The following is a 17,056-nucleotide window of genomic DNA, read 5'->3' as shown; positions in this document are numbered from 1 at the left end:
CTATTAAAGTTGAATACAAAAAAAATCCCGGTATAAACTACCGGGATTTTAAGATTTCTTTTTTTTAAAGGAGGTGTTTACTCCTCAATTAAAACCCATTCACCTTTAGCTAATAAAGGTTCGGCTTGTTTATATTTTAAAGTTTTGTTTTCACCATTAATTACGTGTTTTATAGTAACACGATCGTTACGGCCAATTTTTGGCTTATCACGAACAACAGTTTCAACAACTTCTGGTTGGCGTTGTGTATTGCCTGCAGCTCTGTTTTGTGCCGAACGCTCATCTAGGTTAGGGATTTCTTCTTTTTCTATATTAAGATTTTCTTGCTTTCTTGCACGCGCTTCCTGAATAGTATCTTGTGTTTCTTGAGGTAATTCACCTTTAAATAAAAATGAAATAACATCTTTATTTACTTGGTCAATCATAGCTTTAAACAACTCGAAAGCTTCAAATTTATAAATTAAAAGCGGGTCTTTTTGCTCGTGCACTGCTAACTGTACCGATTGCTTTAACTCATCCATTTTACGTAAATGCGTTTTCCAAGCATCATCAATTATGGCAAGTGTAATGTTCTTTTCAAAATCGGTAATTAATTGTTTACCGTTAGTTTCGTAAGCTTTTTCAAGATCTGTAACTACATTTAAACTTTTAACACCATCTGTAAAAGGTACAACAATACGTTTAAATTTATCGGCTTGAGTTTCATATACATTTTTAATAACCGGGAAAGCAAGTTCTGCATTTCTAGCCATTTTATCTCTGTAATGTGTAAACGCGGCTTTGTATATTTTAGATGTAATGTCTTGTGCCGATAGTTTACCAAATTCTTGTTCAGTAATTGGCGAACTCATAGAGAAATAACGAATCAATTCAAACTCGAAATTTTTAAAATCGTTAGCGCCTTTATTAGTCTCGGCAATGCCTTCCGAAGTATCAAAAATCATATTTGCTAAATCGACACGTAAACGTTCTCCATTTAAGGCATTATAACGACGCTTGTAAACAACTTCACGCTGCGCATTCATAACATCATCATACTCTAATAATCGCTTTCTAACACCAAACTGGTTTTCTTCCACTTTTTTCTGTGCACGCTCAATAGATTTCGAAATCATAGAGTGCTGAATGACTTCGCCTTCTTTTAATCCCATTTTATCCATCATTTTCGCAATACGCTCCGATCCAAATAAACGCATTAAGTTGTCTTCTAGCGATACATAAAATTGAGAGCTCCCTGGATCTCCTTGACGACCAGCACGACCACGTAATTGTCTATCCACACGACGCGAATCATGACGTTCTGTACCTACAATGGCTAAACCACCTGCTTTTTTAACTTCTTCAGATAGTTTAATGTCTGTTCCACGACCAGCCATATTGGTTGCAATAGTTACCTGTCCTGCATTTCCTGCTTCGGCAACAATATCGGCTTCGCGTTTGTGTTGTTTCGCATTTAATACATTGTGCGGTATTTTACGAATGCTTAGCATTTTACCCAATAACTCAGAAATCTCAACCGATGTGGTACCAATTAATACTGGTCTTCCGGCTTGCGATAATTTTGTTACTTCATCAATAACCGCATTGTATTTTTCACGTTTTGTTTTAAAAACTAAATCCTCTTTATCATCACGAGCAATAGGGCGGTTGGTTGGTGTTTCTAAAACATCTAGTTTATAGATTTCCCAAAACTCGCCAGCCTCTGTTAATGCTGTACCTGTCATACCTGCTAGTTTGCGGTACATTCTAAAGTAGTTTTGTAAGGTTACTGTAGCAAATGTTTGTGTAGCATCTTCAATCTTTACATTCTCTTTAGCTTCAATAGCTTGGTGTAATCCATCAGAATAACGACGACCATCCATAATACGACCTGTTTGCTCATCAACAATCATCACTTTATTTTCCATCACCACATATTGGGTGTCTTTTTCAAATAAAGCATAGGCTTTTAGTAATTGGTTAAGCGTATGGATACGCTCAGACTTCACACCAAACTCCTTAAATAATTCTTCTTTCAGGTTAGCTTCTTCTTCAACAGGAAGTCCTTTCTCTTCAATTTTAGCAACCTCAATACCAATTTCTGGCAAGATGAAGAAATCTGGATTATCTTTTCCAGAAATATACTCAACACCCTTATCGGTTAATTCAACCTGATTATTTTTTTCTTCAATAACGTAGTATAAATCCGCGTCAATCTTTGGCATTTCGCGGTTGTTATCTTGCATGTAAAAGTTCTCGGTTTTCTGTAAAAGTTGTTTAACACCTTCTTCAGATAAAAACTTAATAAGCGCTTTATTTTTAGGAATACCACGATATACTTGCAACAGTTTAAAACCACCTTCCTTAGTATCGCCATCGCTAATTAGTTTTTTAGCTTCAGCCAAAACACCAGTTAAATATTTACGTTGTACCGATACAATATCGTCTACCTTTGGTTTTAATTCTGTAAACTCATGGCGATCGCCTTTAGGGATAGGACCAGAGATAATTAACGGTGTACGCGCATCATCTACCAATACAGAATCCACCTCATCTACAATAGCGTAGTGGTGCGGACGTTGTACTAAATCGTCTGGCGAATGCGCCATATTATCACGTAGGTAATCAAAACCAAATTCGTTATTGGTACCATAAGTAATATCGGCATTGTAGGCTTTTCTTCTGGCATCAGAGTTTGGTTGGTGGTAATCAATACAATCAATACTCATCCCATGAAACTCAAAAATAGGAGCCATCCACGCGCTATCACGTTTTGCTAAGTAATCATTTACCGTTACTAAATGCACACCTTTACCAGCTAAGGCATTTAAGTAAACCGGTAGCGTAGCCACTAAAGTTTTACCTTCACCCGTTTGCATTTCGGCAATTTTACCTTGGTGCATAGCAATACCACCAATTAACTGTACATCGTAATGTATCATGTCCCAAGTAATAGGTTTTCCAGCCGCATCCCAAGAGTTTGCCCAAATAGCTTTATCGCCATCTAAAACAACATTATCTTTCGCTCCAGATATAGTTCTGTCAAACTCGGTAGCCGTAACAGTAATAGAAGTATTGTTTGTAAAACGCTTTGCAGTTTCCTTAACTACAGCAAAAGCTTCTGGTAAAATATCGTTTAAAACACCTTCGGTAATTTTATAAGCATCATCCCTTAACAGGTCAATTTTCTCATAAATATCTTCACGAGCATCAATATCTTCGGTATTGTCCGCTTCTAGAGTTAAATCGGCAATTTGCTTGTCAATATCGGCATTAGCCTCGGCAATTTTTGCTTTAAACTCAAAGGTTTTAGCCCTTAATTCATCATGACTTAAAGCCTCTAACGCGGCTTCAAAAGATTTAATTTTATTAACCAATGGCGATGTTGCCTTTACATCTTGTTTGGCTTTATCGCCAACAAATATTTTTAATACCGAATTTAAAAAACTCATTTGTGTAATTTTATATGTTTTATCTAGGACTGTCCTAGGTTTAAGTTCGTTTTTATTATGCCTTTTAAAAGGCTATTCAAAGATACATTTTAGAACAAAAAAAAAGCCTCAATTCGAGACTTTTTTTTATCTATGCTGCAATGCTTTATTTAATATTCATCTTCATTCCAGAGGTAATCCTCATCGGTAGGATAGTCAGACCAGATTTCTTCTATAGAGTCATAAGAGTCGCCTTCGTCCTCAATAGACTGTAAATTTTCAACAACCTCTAAAGGGGCGCCCGTTCTAATAGCGTAATCTATCAATTCGTCCTTTGTTGCTGGCCAAGGTGCATCACTTAAATAAGATGCTAATTCTAATGTCCAATACATTTCTTTTGTGTTTAATTTTTTGCAAAAATAATTTTTTAGTTTAAACACACAAGAAAAAAATGAATTATTTAATCATTAATTATAAGAACGTATCTTTTTGTACTCTAAACCCTTGCAATTATTTCTGCGGGTTAATAATTTTTTTGGCGAAAGATATTTTGGTGTCACTTCGAGTGTCCCGGTTTATTTGGGGAGGTTTCCAGAAGTGGGCGTTACCACAAGGGTCGGGCTTTTCGTTACAAGTCCTCGCACCTCCTTCGTCGGGCTGTGGGCTATCCACTGCAATCCCTAACGCGGGTACGTCTGCAGTTGTCAGTCTTCAGTAAGCAGTTTTTTAACACCTGCTATTTTCAACTTCTAACTTCGTGCTTCAACGCTTCTCAGGAATCCACTTAATTTCATTTGCTTGTAAATCAAACGACAACTTTCGTGCCAACACAAAAAGATAGTCAGAAAGACGGTTTAAATAAGTCAGCGCATTAGCCTCAAAAGGTTCCAATTCGTTAAGTGCAGATGCTAAACGTTCGGCTCTACGGCACACACAACGCGCAATGTGACAGAATGACACGGTTTGGTGTCCACCAGGTAAAACAAAATGCGTCATGGGTGGTAAGGCATCGTTCATGGCATCCATTTCCCGTTCTAAGCGCTCAATATCTTCACTCGAAATTTTTTCAATATTAAGGCGCTCCTTGCCGTTTTTTAAAATAGCTTTTTCGGGGTCGGTTGCTAAAATAGCGCCAACCGTAAACAGTCTATCTTGAATTATAATAAGTAAATCTTTGTAATTAGGGTTAATATCTTGGTCGCGAATTAAACCTAAATGCGAGTTTAGTTCATCCACGGTTCCGTAACTATCAATTCTAATATGGTGTTTTGGTACACGTGTTCCTCCAAATAATGCAGTAGTACCTTTATCGCCTGTTTTTGTGTAAATTTTCATCTGATATTTTTTGTTGTTTTAGAGGTCAGATGTTTTTCGTTAATTTCTTTTTAACGATATAAATTCTGTTTTCTAATTTCATGTTATAAAGGTAAAAGTTAAAAATCGAATACTCAAAAAAAAGGTATTCTATTTAATTACAAGCTACACATAGCACGAGCATTATGTTTTTATAAAAATCACGATTAATTAATATTTAAATAATACCTAAAACTTAATGTATTACCTAAAAAAATAAAGACCTTGTAAAAAAAAGATAAAATGCTAACAATTAAGATGTTTAAACAAGAAAACTCTTATTTTTGCAGCTAAATCGTAAAGAGGGATAATGAAAAAAATTAGCGTGTTATTGGTGTTTACAATGTTTACTTTAATCATGGATGCGCAATCCTATTTAGGGTTTTTAACCGATAATTACAGCGGCGTACATAGCCTTATATCTAATCCTGCAAATATTACCGATTCTAGATTTAAAACCGATATAAACCTTGGTGGTGTAAGTGTTTTTGGTGGTAACGATTATTATGGTATTAATGTTTGGGATGCATCAAGAGACGGCTATAGTTTCGATATGGCAGCAAAAATAAACTCGAATGGTGCTAATAGCGCTCTAGTTAATACCGATGTTTTGGGGCCTTCTTTTATGTTTAATTTAAGTAAAAATAGTTCGATAGCTGTTTTTACAAGAGCGAGAGCTTTTGTTAATGCTAATGACTTTGACGACGCTTCTATAGCAGCAATAGACGATGACTCCACCAGAGATTTTATTTTAAATGAAGCGCAACTAAATGTTTTAGGACATTCCTGGGGCGAAGCAGGAATTACTTATGCCAGAACGTTGGTAAACAAAAATAAACATTTTTTAAAAGGAGGTGTTTCGTTAAAATATTTACAAGGTTTAGGTAGTGTTTTTATAACCGGAACCGATATTTATGTGGATTACGATGCCGATGGAACTGCTTTTTTTGGCGGTGAAAACACAGGAAGTATAACTACTAGTGGAGACTTAACGTATGCACGTAGTGCCGAGTTTGATAATGATGATTACGACATTAAATTACCAGACAATGCTAATGGTGTTGGGGTAGATTTTGGTTTTGTTTATGAGTTAAGACCAAACTATAAAGACTATAAAACATCAGGTTATAGTCCTTATAATTTTAAACACAAAAACAAGTATAAATTAAAAGTTGGGGTCTCTGTAACAGATATTGGTTTTGTAGATTATAAAGATGCCGTTAACGAAACTTTTAATGTTAATTTCGATGACTTAAATCAAGACGATTACGAAGATACAGCAGAAGACCTCGGGAGTTTTTTAAACTCATATTACATTCGTGCCAATACAGAAACGGGTTATAAAATAGATTTGCCAACAGCGTTGCACCTAAACGTAGATTGGAGCCTTAGTAATACCATATACTTAAATTTAAATACCGATTATTCATTAATTTCTAAAAACAGAATAACTGCAAATAGGGTAGCCAACTTGGTGTCTTTTACACCACGCTACGAAAGTAAATGGTTTAGTTTTTATGTGCCACTAACAGTAATTGAAAATAATGGGTTTAGAGTTGGTTATGGTTTTAGAGCAGGTCCGGTTTATGTTGGGTCAGGATCAATTTTATCGGCATTTGGTAGCGATAATAATAGGCAAGCAGATATTTATGCCGGTGTAAAGGTGCCTGTATATCAAAACGGTCCTAGCGATAAAGATGGCGATGGGATTTACGATAAATTAGATTATTGTCCTAAAGAATTTGGTCCTGTTTCAAATAATGGTTGCCCAATTAAAGACCAAGATAACGATGGTATTGTAGATGGAGAAGATGCTTGTCCCGATGAAGTTGGCCCTGAAGAAAATAAAGGTTGTCCTTGGTGCGATAAGGACAAAGATGGTATTTTAGATAATGTTGATGAATGCCCGGAACTAGCAGGAAATCAAGAAAATAATGGTTGCCCTTTTAAGGATACCGATGGCGATGGCGTTTTTGATAAAGATGACGATTGTATTTACGAAGCGGGATCTGTGGCTAACAATGGTTGTCCTGAAGCGGTAATTGAAAGACTACAGAATACTTTAAATAATTACGCTAAGGTTATATTTTTTAATTACGGAAAATCGTCACTTAAACCTGAATCCAGTATGGTTTTAGCTGATATTATAGCGGTTTTAAATGAATATCCTAACTCGAAGTTTGTAATTGAAGGTCATACCGATAGTATTGGAAGTTATGAGTTAAACCAAAGGTTATCAGAAACTCGAGCTTATGCAGTAAAAAATTATTTAATAGAACATGGTATAGATCCAACACGTTTATCTGCTATCGGTTATGGCGAAAAAAGACCAGTTGCTACAAATATGTATAAAGCAGGACGTTTGCAGAATAGGAGAGTGGAGATTAAGCTTGTAAACTAGTAGAAATATTAAATTATAATTTAAAAACTCAATCTAGTTTTAGGTTGAGTTTTTTATTGTCCTAATTATATTCGTATTGTAAAATGTTCCTTTACTTGTTCTTTTCTAAAAAAAACAAATCCCCAAAAAAAGGTATCAATAGTAACGGTTACTTTAGGATGGTTTTTTATAATTTCCCAAGCTTCAGTCATACCTTCCGACCAATAAATATCATCAAAAATAAAAACCGAATCGTTAGTGGTTGATTCTAGTAAAGCTTCAAAATATTGCAATGTCGCTTCCTTTTGATGGTTTCCATCAAAAAAAATGAGATCGTATTGTTTAGAATTTAATTTTTCAATTTCAGTTTTAAAATTGCCATTTACCAATGCTATATTTTCGGCTTTAAATTTGTTTAATTGTTGTTTTGAAAACAACGCGGTTTCCGGACAACCTTCAACAGAGGTTATGTTCGCTTTCGGGTTTCCTAAGTGCATAGCATGTGTTGTAATACCCAAGGAAGTACCTAACTCTAATATATTTTGCGGTTTAAAATAATTAGTAATTCTGTAAATTAACTTAGCACGTTTGTTAGTTGTACCCGCATTTTTAGCAATATTGGCAATATCACGCTCTTGGGTTTTCATTTTTTGAGAACCAGCGCCTAAATCTGTTACCTTAATTTTAGTTTTATTTTTTAAAAGTGAAGCTTTGTAATTACTAATAAGGTTGTAGCTGTTATGCTTGGAAGTATCGTAAAAGCAAGTGGTTACCAAATTATAAACAAAAGGGGAGTGCACACCATGTTGATTGGTGGATTTTAGCAGAAATTTTATGTATTGAATAACCTGGTACAACCCGTGTTTATTTTTATCCTTCTAATTTTGAAGATAATTCGAACCAACGCTCTTCCTTGGCTTCAATGGTATCAATAATTTTCTGAAGCTTATCTGAAAGTTCATTAATATCGTCTTGAGATAAATCTGGGTTATGGAACTTGGCTTCTAATTCTTTTTTATCAAAAGCTAAAGCATTCAATTTGCTTTCAATGTTTCTTAATTCCTTTTCCTCGTTAAAAGATAATTTTGAAGCTTCGTTTTGTTTCCATGATTTGTTATCCTTTTTATCTTCATCAGCTCCTGTATTTGGTATTACAGGTTGGCTGTCTTCATAAACTCTATAATCCGAATAGTTTCCTGGAAAATCTTCAATAATACCTTCGCCTCTAAATACAAAAAGGTGATCAATAACCTTATCCATAAAATACCTATCGTGCGTTACAACAATAATACAACCTGGGAAATCTAAAAGGAAACTTTCTAATACGTTAAGCGTTACAATATCCAAATCGTTTGTAGGCTCATCTAGAATTAAAAAATTAGGGTTTTGTATTAAAATAGTACACAAATATAAACGTTTACGTTCGCCACCACTTAATTTTTCAACATAATCGTATTGTTTTTTTCGGCTAAATAAAAAGCGTTCTAATAATTGCTGAGCGCTAATTGTTTTTCCTTTTTTTAACGGAATATGATCTCCGAATTCACGAATAACATCGATTACCTTTTGCTCTGGTTTTATATTTATTCCACTTTGTGTGTAATAACCAAATTTAACGGTATCACCTTTAACTACTTTACCAGAATCTGGTTGCGCAGTTTGTGTTAAAATGTTTAAGAAAGTTGTTTTTCCTGTACCATTTTTACCAATAATACCAACGCGTTCTCCTTTTTTAAAGGTGTACTCGAAGGCATCAAGGATAGTCTTATCTTTAAATGCTTTGGATACTTTATGGAATTCTAGAATTTTACTTCCTAGGCGTTCCATGTTTAATTCTAACTGCACTTCGTGGTCATTTCTGCGTTGATGTGCACGGTGTTTAATATCGGCAAAATCATCAATTCTAGACTTCGATTTTGTGGTTCGAGCTTTAGGCTGACGACGCATCCAGGTGAGCTCCTTTTTAAAAAGTTGTTTTGCTTTTCCTGTTTCAACCGATTCACGTTCTATTCTAGCCTCTCTTTTTTCTAAATAATAAGAGTAATTACCTTTGTAACTATATAATTCGCCTTCATCTAACTCTATAATTTCATTACATACACGCTCTAAAAAATAGCGATCGTGAGTTACCATAAATAAGGTGATGTTTTCCTTAGCAAAAAAGGCTTCTAGCCACTCAATCATTTCTAAATCTAAATGGTTTGTAGGCTCATCTAAAATTAATAAATCGGGTTTGTTAATTAAAGCATTGGCTAAGGCTAAACGTTTTTTTTGTCCGCCGGAAAGCACACTTACTTTTTGATTTAAATCATCTAGTTTTAACTTAAAAAGAATTTGTTTGTATAGAGTTTCAAAGTCCCAAGCTTGATGGCGTTCCATAGCATCAAAGGCCGTTTGGTATGCATCCGTGTCTTCTGGATTTAGAAGCGCTTTTTCATAACTAGCTATAATTTTTAAAATAGGATTATCGCTTGCAAAAATAGTTTCTTCAACAGTTAAAGCATCGTCAAATTTAGGATCTTGAGATAAGAAGGAAACTTTAATGTCCTTTCTAAAAATAACGTCTCCAGAATCTGCTGAATCATCGCCCGATAGAATATTTAGAATCGATGTTTTGCCCGTTCCGTTTTTTGCAACAAATGCTATTTTTTGGTCCTTATGAACGCTAAATGAAATGTTTTCAAAAAGGGTATGTTCGCCGTAGGACTTCGATATGTTTTCAACTGTGAGATAATTCAAGTGCTGTTGTTTTTTTTGCAAAGAACGGATAAAAAACCAAAAAATCCGTTATAAGTTTTATTCTTCAAAGCTAAAAGTTATATTTGCGTTATATCAATTTGATGAATATGAAGCCCTATTTCGTTGTTACTTTATTGGTTTTTAGTGTTTTATGTACTTCATGTATAAGTAATAAAGACGTTGTTTATTTACAAGATAAAGAGGAATCTGCTAATACAGGTCTTGTTTTAACAGAAATACCTAAGCCTTATCGGGTTCAGGTCAGTGATGTTTTAAGCATTAAGGTTAAGGCATTAGACCCAGAACTTGTTGGGATATTTAACCCTGTTGCCGATGAAGGAAGTGATAGAGAGCAAAATCAATCTGGACTTTATTTTAACGGGTTTACTATAGATATACACGGAAATATAGAATTCCCTATTTTAGGAGAAATTAATGTATTGGGCTTTACTACTGAAGAGATTGAAGAGAAAGTGAAGTCTGAACTTTTAAAGCAATATTTTAAAGAAAATGCAGAGTTATTTGTAACAGTAAAATTAGCAGGACTGAGGTATACCGTAACTGGAGAAGCTAGCGGTGGCGTTTATACTTTATTTCAAGATCGGGTAAACCTTATTGAAGCATTAGCCAACGCTGGAGATTTACCAGATACAGCAGATAGGAAGGATATTTTAATAGTTAGACAATATCCTGGAGGACAAAAAATTCATCATATCGATTTAACAGATATAAAAGCTATGCAATCTCCCTTTTATTATATTCAACCTAATGATATGATTTTGGTAAAACCTTTAAAGCGAAAGTCTTTAGGAGCGGGGCAAACGGCAATACAAAACATTACTACTATTGCTTCAATTTTATCTGTACTGGTTTCTACATATTTCTTAACCCGAAATCTATAATTTTTTTTAGACTAAACTATGGAAGAGGAATTCGAAATTTCAGAATCGCAATCGCTACCTTCATTTGATGTTAAAGCGTTTTTGATAAGAGTTTTAAGTTATTGGAAATTATTCGTTTTGTTTATAGGTCTTGGTATATTTATAGTTTACCAACAAAACATTCGTAAACAACAATCGTATAGATTAAGTACTCAAATTTCTGTTGAAGAAGAATCTAACCCATTATTTACATCTACAACAAGTTTAACTTTTAACTGGGGTGGCGTTACTGGAAAAGTTCAAACTATAATGACTTCTTTAAGATCTCGGTCTATTCATGAGAAAGTGGTTGACAATTTACAATTTTATATTACCTATTTAAAACAAGCTAGGTTTAGAAAAGACGATGTTTACAAAGCATCACCAATAAGAATCAATTTAATACCAAATACAAATCAAGTATTAAATAACCCGATTAAAATAAAATTTCTTGAAAACAATAAGATTTTACTTTCTATAAATTTTGAATCTAATGTAGCAAAAACTCAAAATTACGATTCAAAGAAAAAAACAAATATTGATGTTCCTTTAGGAGAATTTAGCCAACAATATACCTTAGGAGATACCATTAGTCTTCCTTATGTAAATGGGGTGATTTATTTAGCTGAAGAGAGGAAACCAACAGTTAATGAAGAGTATTTTATTCAATTTAGTGATTTTGATGGGGTAGCTGCTAAGTATAGAAACAAGTTGGTTATCGATAATCCTAGAAATTCACCAACTTTAAATTTAAGTATTGTTGACGTTAATAAAGGTAAAATTGTAGATTATTTAAATGAAACTGTTTCCGTTTTAAGTGAAAATCAATTAAATAGAAAGAATCTATTTGTAACAAATACTATTGAGTTTATAGATAGTCAGTTAGATAGAGTGAAATCTCAATTAACTATAAATGCAGATTCTTTAAATGACTATAAACAAAAAAACAGAATATTTGATTTAACAAATGAAAGTGCTGCCATTAATACAAAATTAACTGCTCTTGAAACGGAAAAAGACGATATAAATAGAAAATTAGCATATTATAATAGCTTAGAAACCTATTTAAAAACTAGTAACTCTTTTACAGATGTTCCTGCACCTTCCATTTCTGGAATTGACGAAGGTAATATTCTGTCAAACATCGCTAAAATTAATGCACTATCGGTACAAAAATCTAAGTATGGTGCAACAGTTAGAAAAGACGCTACCATATTTGCCGATTTAAATCGCGAAATCGAAGGATTAAAATTAGTCCTTTTAGAAAACATAAATTCTGCAAATACTGAACTAAAAAGAGAACTACAGTCTTTAAATAATAAAATAGCCATTGAGGATGGTAAAATAAGAAAGCTTCCAAAAGCGCAGCAAAAATTATTTGATATAGAAAGGCAATATGCTCTAAGTGAAAAAACATATAATGTGTTTTTAGCAAAACGAGGAGAAGCAGATATTATAAAGTCGGCTAGTGTTTCAGATATTGTAATAATAGATTCTGCAAAAGATACAGGAGCAACTCCTATAGATTTACGCTTAAGTTCAAGATATTTATTTGCCATTATAGGAGGGATTTTGCCACCATTATTATTAGCTTTTTTGCTAACTTTTTTAGATAATAAACTGCATAACCCCCAAGTGTTAGAAAGCCTATCTAGTATTCCGTTATTAGGTGTAGTTGGTAAAAATAATTTAGAGAATAACATGGTTGTGCACTTAAAACCAAAATCCACATTAGCAGAAGGGTTTCGGTCTATAAGGTCTAGTTTGCAATATTTTTATAAAAAAAATAATTTAGAAGGCTCAAAAACAGTTATGGTTACCTCATCGGTTAGTGGCGAGGGTAAAACGTTTTGCTCTATTAATATTGCTACGGTTTTTGCTATGAGTGGTAAAAGGGCTGTGTTAGTAGGGTTAGATTTAAGAAAACCAAAAATATTTGGTGATTTTGACATTAAAAATGATATTGGGGTAGTTAATTATTTAATTGGTCAAAAAGATATTGAAGCGGTTATTCAAGATACTAAAGTACCTAATTTAGATGTTATTACATCTGGGCCTATACCGCCAAATCCATCAGAATTACTTATGAGTGATAAAATGGATGACATGATGGTTTATTTAAAACAAAATTACGATTATATTGTTTTAGATACGCCACCTATAGGTCTTGTTGCTGATGCGTTAGAACTAACAGAATATGCTGATGCAACTGTTTATGTAGTAAGACAAGATTATACCAAAAAAGGCATGCTTAGCTTAATTAATACTAAATACAGCAAGGGAGAAATTCAAAATTTAAGTTTTGTATATAATGGCTATAATCAAAAAGGAAAATATGGTTATGGTTATGGATATGGCTACGGTTATGGCTATGGTTACGGAAGTTATGGTAATGGTTATAATGATGATGATTCTGAAAAGAAAACAATCATTTCTCGAGTAAAGTCTTTTTTTAAAATTAACTTAAATTAAGTATACCTTGGTGGAAAAAAACGAAAATTGGCTTTATGTTATTTCTCCAAAACAAAAGTTTATAGATTTAAATTTTAAGGAAATTTGGAGGTATAAGGATTTAATGCTGCTTTTTGTAAAACGAAATGTTGTTACGTTATACAAGCAAACCATTTTAGGTCCTTTATGGTATTTAATTCAACCTTTATTTACTTCTGTAATTTTTACTTTGGTATTTAATAATTTAGCCAATATTAGTACAGGTAACGGTGTACCTTCTTTTCTATTTAATTTGGCTGGTATTACTTTATGGAACTATTTTAAAGAATGTTTAGTAGGAACAAGTGATACATTTAAGAAAAACCAAAACATTTTTGGTAAAGTATACTTTCCAAGAGTTATAATGCCAATTTCGGTAGTGGTTTCAAACCTTATAAAATTTGGTATTCAACTTTTGGTTTTTATTATTTTTTATATATATTTTGTTTGTTTAACTACCAAAGCTACTCAAGCATCACCACAAATAGAATTAATCTTTTTACCCGTATTAGTGTTTTTTATGGGACTTCTTGGTTTAGGTTTTGGAATGATTATATCCTCAATGACTACAAAATATAGAGACCTATCTTACTTGGTTACTTTTGGTGTGCAATTATTAATGTACGCCTCTGCGGTTATGTATCCTTTAGATTTAATTAAAACTAAAGTTTCAGAAGGTAAGATTCCTGAAATAGCCGGTGTTTTTATAGAATATAATCCTATGACAACAATTGTTGAAACTTTTAGGTATATCACTCTAGGGGTAGGAGAATTTTCAATTTCGAAAATTATATATGTTATTGCAGTAAGTTCATTTTTATTTTTAGTAGGACTAATTATTTTTAATAAAACCGAAAAAAGTTTTATAGATACAGTATAATGAAAACGAAAGAAAACGATAGTATTTCAAACATTAATAAGAATAGAGACTTTTATGATAAAAAATATAAAAGTGTAAATATTAATGGGCTTTTAAAAACTTTAAACAATTTAGATTCATTTTTAGAAGATGCCACAACTACCGATATTAGTTGGGTAGGTATGTATATAAATGACTTTAAAGATGCTGTAAAAGGTAAAAAAATATTAGAATTGGGCTGTGGTAATTGTGCCAATGTGGCCGTTTTGGCTGCTTTAGGAGCAGAGGTTGTAGCAAATGATATCTCTGATTATAGTAATGACATTATAGAAGCTTTAAATGCCAATTATAAATTTGATTACCCAATAGCATTTGTTAAAGGCGATTTTACTAGTCATAATATATCTAAGGACTCTTTTGATATGGTAATTGGTAAAGCATTTCTTCATCATTTAACTTTAGAACATGAACTTGAAGTTGTAAAAAAAATTAGTAAAGTTTTAAAACCAGGAGGTGAAGCACGTTTTTTCGAACCTGCCATAAATAGTGGGTTTTTAGATCAATTACGTTGGGCAGTACCAATGAATAATAGGCCTTCTAAATTATTTAGTCCAAAAGCTTTTAAACAATGGGAGGATTCAGATCCGCATCCACATCGCGATAATAGCTCAAAACATTTTAAAAGTTTAGGTCTTCAGTTTTTTGATGTTACCGAAATTGTGCCCATGGGCATGTTAGAACGTTTTTATCGCGTTTTGCCCTTTTCAACTAAAAATCTTAGAAAATATAGAAGGTCGGCCTTAAAGTTAGAAAAATATGCGCCTAAATTTATACAGCATTATGGTGCTAGAAGCCAAACCATAATTTATAAAAAGCCAAAACCCAAAAGCCATGTCTAATGTTATTTTAAAGGCTAGTAATATTTCTAAGCAGTATCGCTTAGGTCTTGTTAGTTCTGGCACCTTAAGCCATGACTTAACAAGGTGGTGGCATAAAATAAGAGGTAAAGAAGATCCTTTTTTAAAGGTTGGAGAGGCTAATGATAGAAGCACCAAAGGTAATAGCGATTACGTTTGGGCATTACAGGATATTAATTTTGAGGTTAAACGAGGCGAGGTTTTAGGTATTATTGGTAAAAATGGTGCAGGTAAATCCACGCTTTTAAAAATTCTTTCTAGAGTTACAAGTCCAACTACCGGCGAAATTAAAACAAAAGGACGTATAGCTTCTTTACTTGAAGTTGGAACGGGATTCCATCCAGAAATGACTGGTCGCGAAAATATTTTCCTTAATGGAGCTATTTTAGGAATGACCAAAAAAGAAATACAACAAAAAGAAGACGAAATTATTAGTTTTAGTGGTTGTGAACGCTATATTGATACACCTGTAAAACGTTATTCTTCAGGTATGCGAGTACGATTAGCATTTGCTGTAGCTGCACATTTAGAACCAGATATATTGGTTATAGATGAAGTTTTAGCGGTAGGGGATGCAGAATTTCAAAAGAAGGCTATTGGTAAAATGCAGGACATAAGTAGAGGAGAGGGGCGTACAGTATTGTTTGTTAGCCATGACATGAATGCCATTTCTTTATTAACAGACCGCGTTGTTGTTTTAAAAGATGGTAAAGTATATTTTGAAGGCCAAACAGATGCTGCTATTAAAGAATACTTAAAAGAAGGGAGTACCGAACTGTCATATGTTTTTGAAGGACAAGTTAAATCACCTAAAATCAAAAAAGTAAAAATCCATACAAGTTTGCCAAATAACACACATGAATTTGGTAAAACTTTAAAAATCGATTTTGAAATTGAATTACCCTATGAAGTTGAAAATTTAGCTCTAGCATTTCAAATTATTGATGAGTTTCAAAACCCAATAATTCATATTTGGCAAATAGATTCAGAGTTTAATATTCAACGTAAAAAAGGATCATATAATTTTAAATGTATAATAGATAAGACCCGATTGTACATGGGAACATATTCTCTTAAAGTTTATTTTACAGATTCAAAAAATAAAACTCGATTTGATTTTATTGAATCTACTTGTAATTTCAAAGTTGAAATGATAAAAAATAAAAGAAATGACTACAAATGGGTGTCAGGAACTTGTAAATATATCGAAGATTCAAAATGGCTAATTGAAAATTTATGAAAAAGAGATTTAAACAACTTACAAAAAAGCTCATTTTAAAATCGTTAAAAGTTGATAAAAAAAAGTCTGTTGAGGTTAATAATTCAGATTTTACTTCTTTTGAAAAAGAAGTTATAAAACGTACTGCAAATTATACAATGACTGGTCCTGAGCGTATTGTATCTCTTATTAGAGCGGTTGAATTTATTGTTGAAAACAATATTAAGGGTGATATTGTTGAATGTGGTGTTTGGAAAGGTGGTAGTATTATGGCTGCACTTATTGCATTAAAAAAACAAGAAGTATGTAAAGATGTATACCTTTACGATACTTTTGAAGGTATGGTTGAGCCTACAGAAGATGATATGTCAAACAAAGGTAAATCTGCAACAGATATTTATCAAAACATGAATGGAAAATGGTGTTACTCATCATTAAACGAGGTTAAATCAAATATTGAAACGTTACAATACCCAAAAGAAAAAATACATTATATAAAGGGTAAAGTTGAAGAAACGATACCTAATAATAGCACCCCTAAAGATATTGCATTGTTAAGATTAGATACAGATTGGTATGAATCTACAAAACATGAAATGGAGCATTTATTTCCTAAAATAGTTAAAGGAGGAATTATTATTATTGATGATTATGGACATTGGACTGGATGTAAAAAAGCAGTTGATGAATACTTGTTAAATAATAAGATAACTCTTTTTTTAAGTCGAGTGGATTATACATGTAGAATAGGAGTTAAACTATAGCATTC

General features: G+C 32.9%; 12 protein-coding genes. 7 read left to right on the top strand and 5 right to left on the bottom strand.

Annotation, left to right across the window (positions count from 1 at the left end; genetic code table 11):
• Positions 1–77: 77 nt before the first annotated feature.
• The 3 genes from secA to AAFN75_RS17560 form a co-directional block, all read right to left on the bottom strand.
• Entirely contained in the window at positions 78–3,431 is a 3,354-nt protein-coding gene (secA, locus tag AAFN75_RS17570) for a preprotein translocase subunit SecA (protein ID WP_411807597.1), read from the bottom strand.
• 149 nt (positions 3,432–3,580) lie between these two features.
• Positions 3,581–3,802, bottom strand: a complete 222-nt coding sequence (locus tag AAFN75_RS17565; protein WP_019387375.1) for a DUF2795 domain-containing protein — start codon at positions 3,800–3,802, stop codon at positions 3,581–3,583.
• A 370-nt stretch (positions 3,803–4,172) separates the two neighbouring features.
• Positions 4,173–4,745 (bottom strand): cob(I)yrinic acid a,c-diamide adenosyltransferase, encoded by a 573-nt coding sequence (locus AAFN75_RS17560; RefSeq protein WP_092849922.1) that lies wholly within the window; start codon positions 4,743–4,745, stop codon positions 4,173–4,175.
• A 328-nt stretch (positions 4,746–5,073) separates the two neighbouring features.
• Here AAFN75_RS17560 and AAFN75_RS17555 point away from each other — a divergent pair, with 328 nt between their 5' ends.
• The gene (locus tag AAFN75_RS17555) at positions 5,074–7,164 is read left to right on the top strand and encodes a DUF5723 family protein (RefSeq protein ID WP_411807596.1); all 2,091 of its coding nucleotides are present in this window, start codon (positions 5,074–5,076) and stop codon (positions 7,162–7,164) included.
• Between the two features lie 65 nt (positions 7,165–7,229).
• Here AAFN75_RS17555 and AAFN75_RS17550 read toward each other — a convergent pair whose 3' ends face one another.
• Complete coding sequence (locus tag AAFN75_RS17550) at positions 7,230–8,000, bottom strand: O-methyltransferase (RefSeq protein ID WP_411807595.1); 771 nt, start codon at positions 7,998–8,000, stop codon at positions 7,230–7,232.
• Positions 8,001–8,013: 13 nt separating this feature from the next.
• Positions 8,014–9,882, bottom strand: a complete 1,869-nt coding sequence (locus AAFN75_RS17545; protein ID WP_411807594.1) for an ABC-F family ATP-binding cassette domain-containing protein — start codon at positions 9,880–9,882, stop codon at positions 8,014–8,016.
• 107 nt (positions 9,883–9,989) lie between these two features.
• Here AAFN75_RS17545 and AAFN75_RS17540 point away from each other — a divergent pair, with 107 nt between their 5' ends.
• From AAFN75_RS17540 to AAFN75_RS17515, 6 genes are read left to right on the top strand one after another with little or no spacing between them, the layout of a single operon-like run.
• Entirely contained in the window at positions 9,990–10,784 is a 795-nt protein-coding gene (locus AAFN75_RS17540; RefSeq protein WP_411807593.1) for a polysaccharide biosynthesis/export family protein, read from the top strand.
• Between the two features lie 18 nt (positions 10,785–10,802).
• Positions 10,803–13,274, top strand: a complete 2,472-nt coding sequence (locus AAFN75_RS17535) for a polysaccharide biosynthesis tyrosine autokinase (protein WP_411807592.1) — start codon at positions 10,803–10,805, stop codon at positions 13,272–13,274.
• 7 nt (positions 13,275–13,281) lie between these two features.
• Positions 13,282–14,172: an ABC transporter permease gene (locus AAFN75_RS17530; RefSeq protein ID WP_411807591.1), complete on the top strand. Its 891-nt coding sequence runs from the start codon at positions 13,282–13,284 to the stop codon at positions 14,170–14,172.
• A complete protein-coding gene (locus AAFN75_RS17525) occupies positions 14,172–15,050 on the top strand; it encodes a class I SAM-dependent methyltransferase (RefSeq protein ID WP_411807590.1) in 879 nt (292 codons plus the stop codon). Before AAFN75_RS17530 ends, AAFN75_RS17525 begins: the two co-directional genes overlap by 1 nt.
• Complete coding sequence (locus AAFN75_RS17520) at positions 15,043–16,308, top strand: ABC transporter ATP-binding protein (protein ID WP_411807589.1); 1,266 nt, start codon at positions 15,043–15,045, stop codon at positions 16,306–16,308. Before AAFN75_RS17525 ends, AAFN75_RS17520 begins: the two co-directional genes overlap by 8 nt.
• A complete protein-coding gene (locus AAFN75_RS17515) occupies positions 16,305–17,051 on the top strand; it encodes a TylF/MycF/NovP-related O-methyltransferase (protein WP_411807588.1) in 747 nt (248 codons plus the stop codon). The genes AAFN75_RS17520 and AAFN75_RS17515 overlap by 4 nt, the downstream gene beginning before the upstream one ends.
• Positions 17,052–17,056 lie beyond the last annotated feature (5 nt).

The sequence above is a fragment of the Algibacter sp. AS12 genome (assembly GCF_046736315.1).
Lineage (GTDB): Bacteria > Bacteroidota > Bacteroidia > Flavobacteriales > Flavobacteriaceae > Algibacter_B > Algibacter_B amylolyticus.
The sequence above is the reverse complement of the archived record's forward strand: the minus strand, read 5'-3'. Positions and strand labels throughout refer to the sequence as shown.

What these genes read in the sequence shown, in the direction of transcription:
- secA (WP_411807597.1), bottom strand. Translation starts at nt 3,431, where the DNA reads ATGAGTTTTTTAAATTCGGTATTAAAAATATTTGTTGGCGATAAAGCC.
- AAFN75_RS17565 (WP_019387375.1), bottom strand. Translation starts at nt 3,802, where the DNA reads ATGTATTGGACATTAGAATTAGCATCTTATTTAAGTGATGCACCTTGG.
- AAFN75_RS17560 (WP_092849922.1), bottom strand. Translation starts at nt 4,745, where the DNA reads ATGAAAATTTACACAAAAACAGGCGATAAAGGTACTACTGCATTATTT.
- AAFN75_RS17555 (WP_411807596.1), top strand. Translation starts at nt 5,074, where the DNA reads ATGAAAAAAATTAGCGTGTTATTGGTGTTTACAATGTTTACTTTAATC.
- AAFN75_RS17540 (WP_411807593.1), top strand. Translation starts at nt 9,990, where the DNA reads ATGAAGCCCTATTTCGTTGTTACTTTATTGGTTTTTAGTGTTTTATGT.
- AAFN75_RS17535 (WP_411807592.1), top strand. Translation starts at nt 10,803, where the DNA reads ATGGAAGAGGAATTCGAAATTTCAGAATCGCAATCGCTACCTTCATTT.
- AAFN75_RS17525 (WP_411807590.1), top strand. Translation starts at nt 14,172, where the DNA reads ATGAAAACGAAAGAAAACGATAGTATTTCAAACATTAATAAGAATAGA.
- AAFN75_RS17520 (WP_411807589.1), top strand. Translation starts at nt 15,043, where the DNA reads ATGTCTAATGTTATTTTAAAGGCTAGTAATATTTCTAAGCAGTATCGC.
- AAFN75_RS17515 (WP_411807588.1), top strand. Translation starts at nt 16,305, where the DNA reads ATGAAAAAGAGATTTAAACAACTTACAAAAAAGCTCATTTTAAAATCG.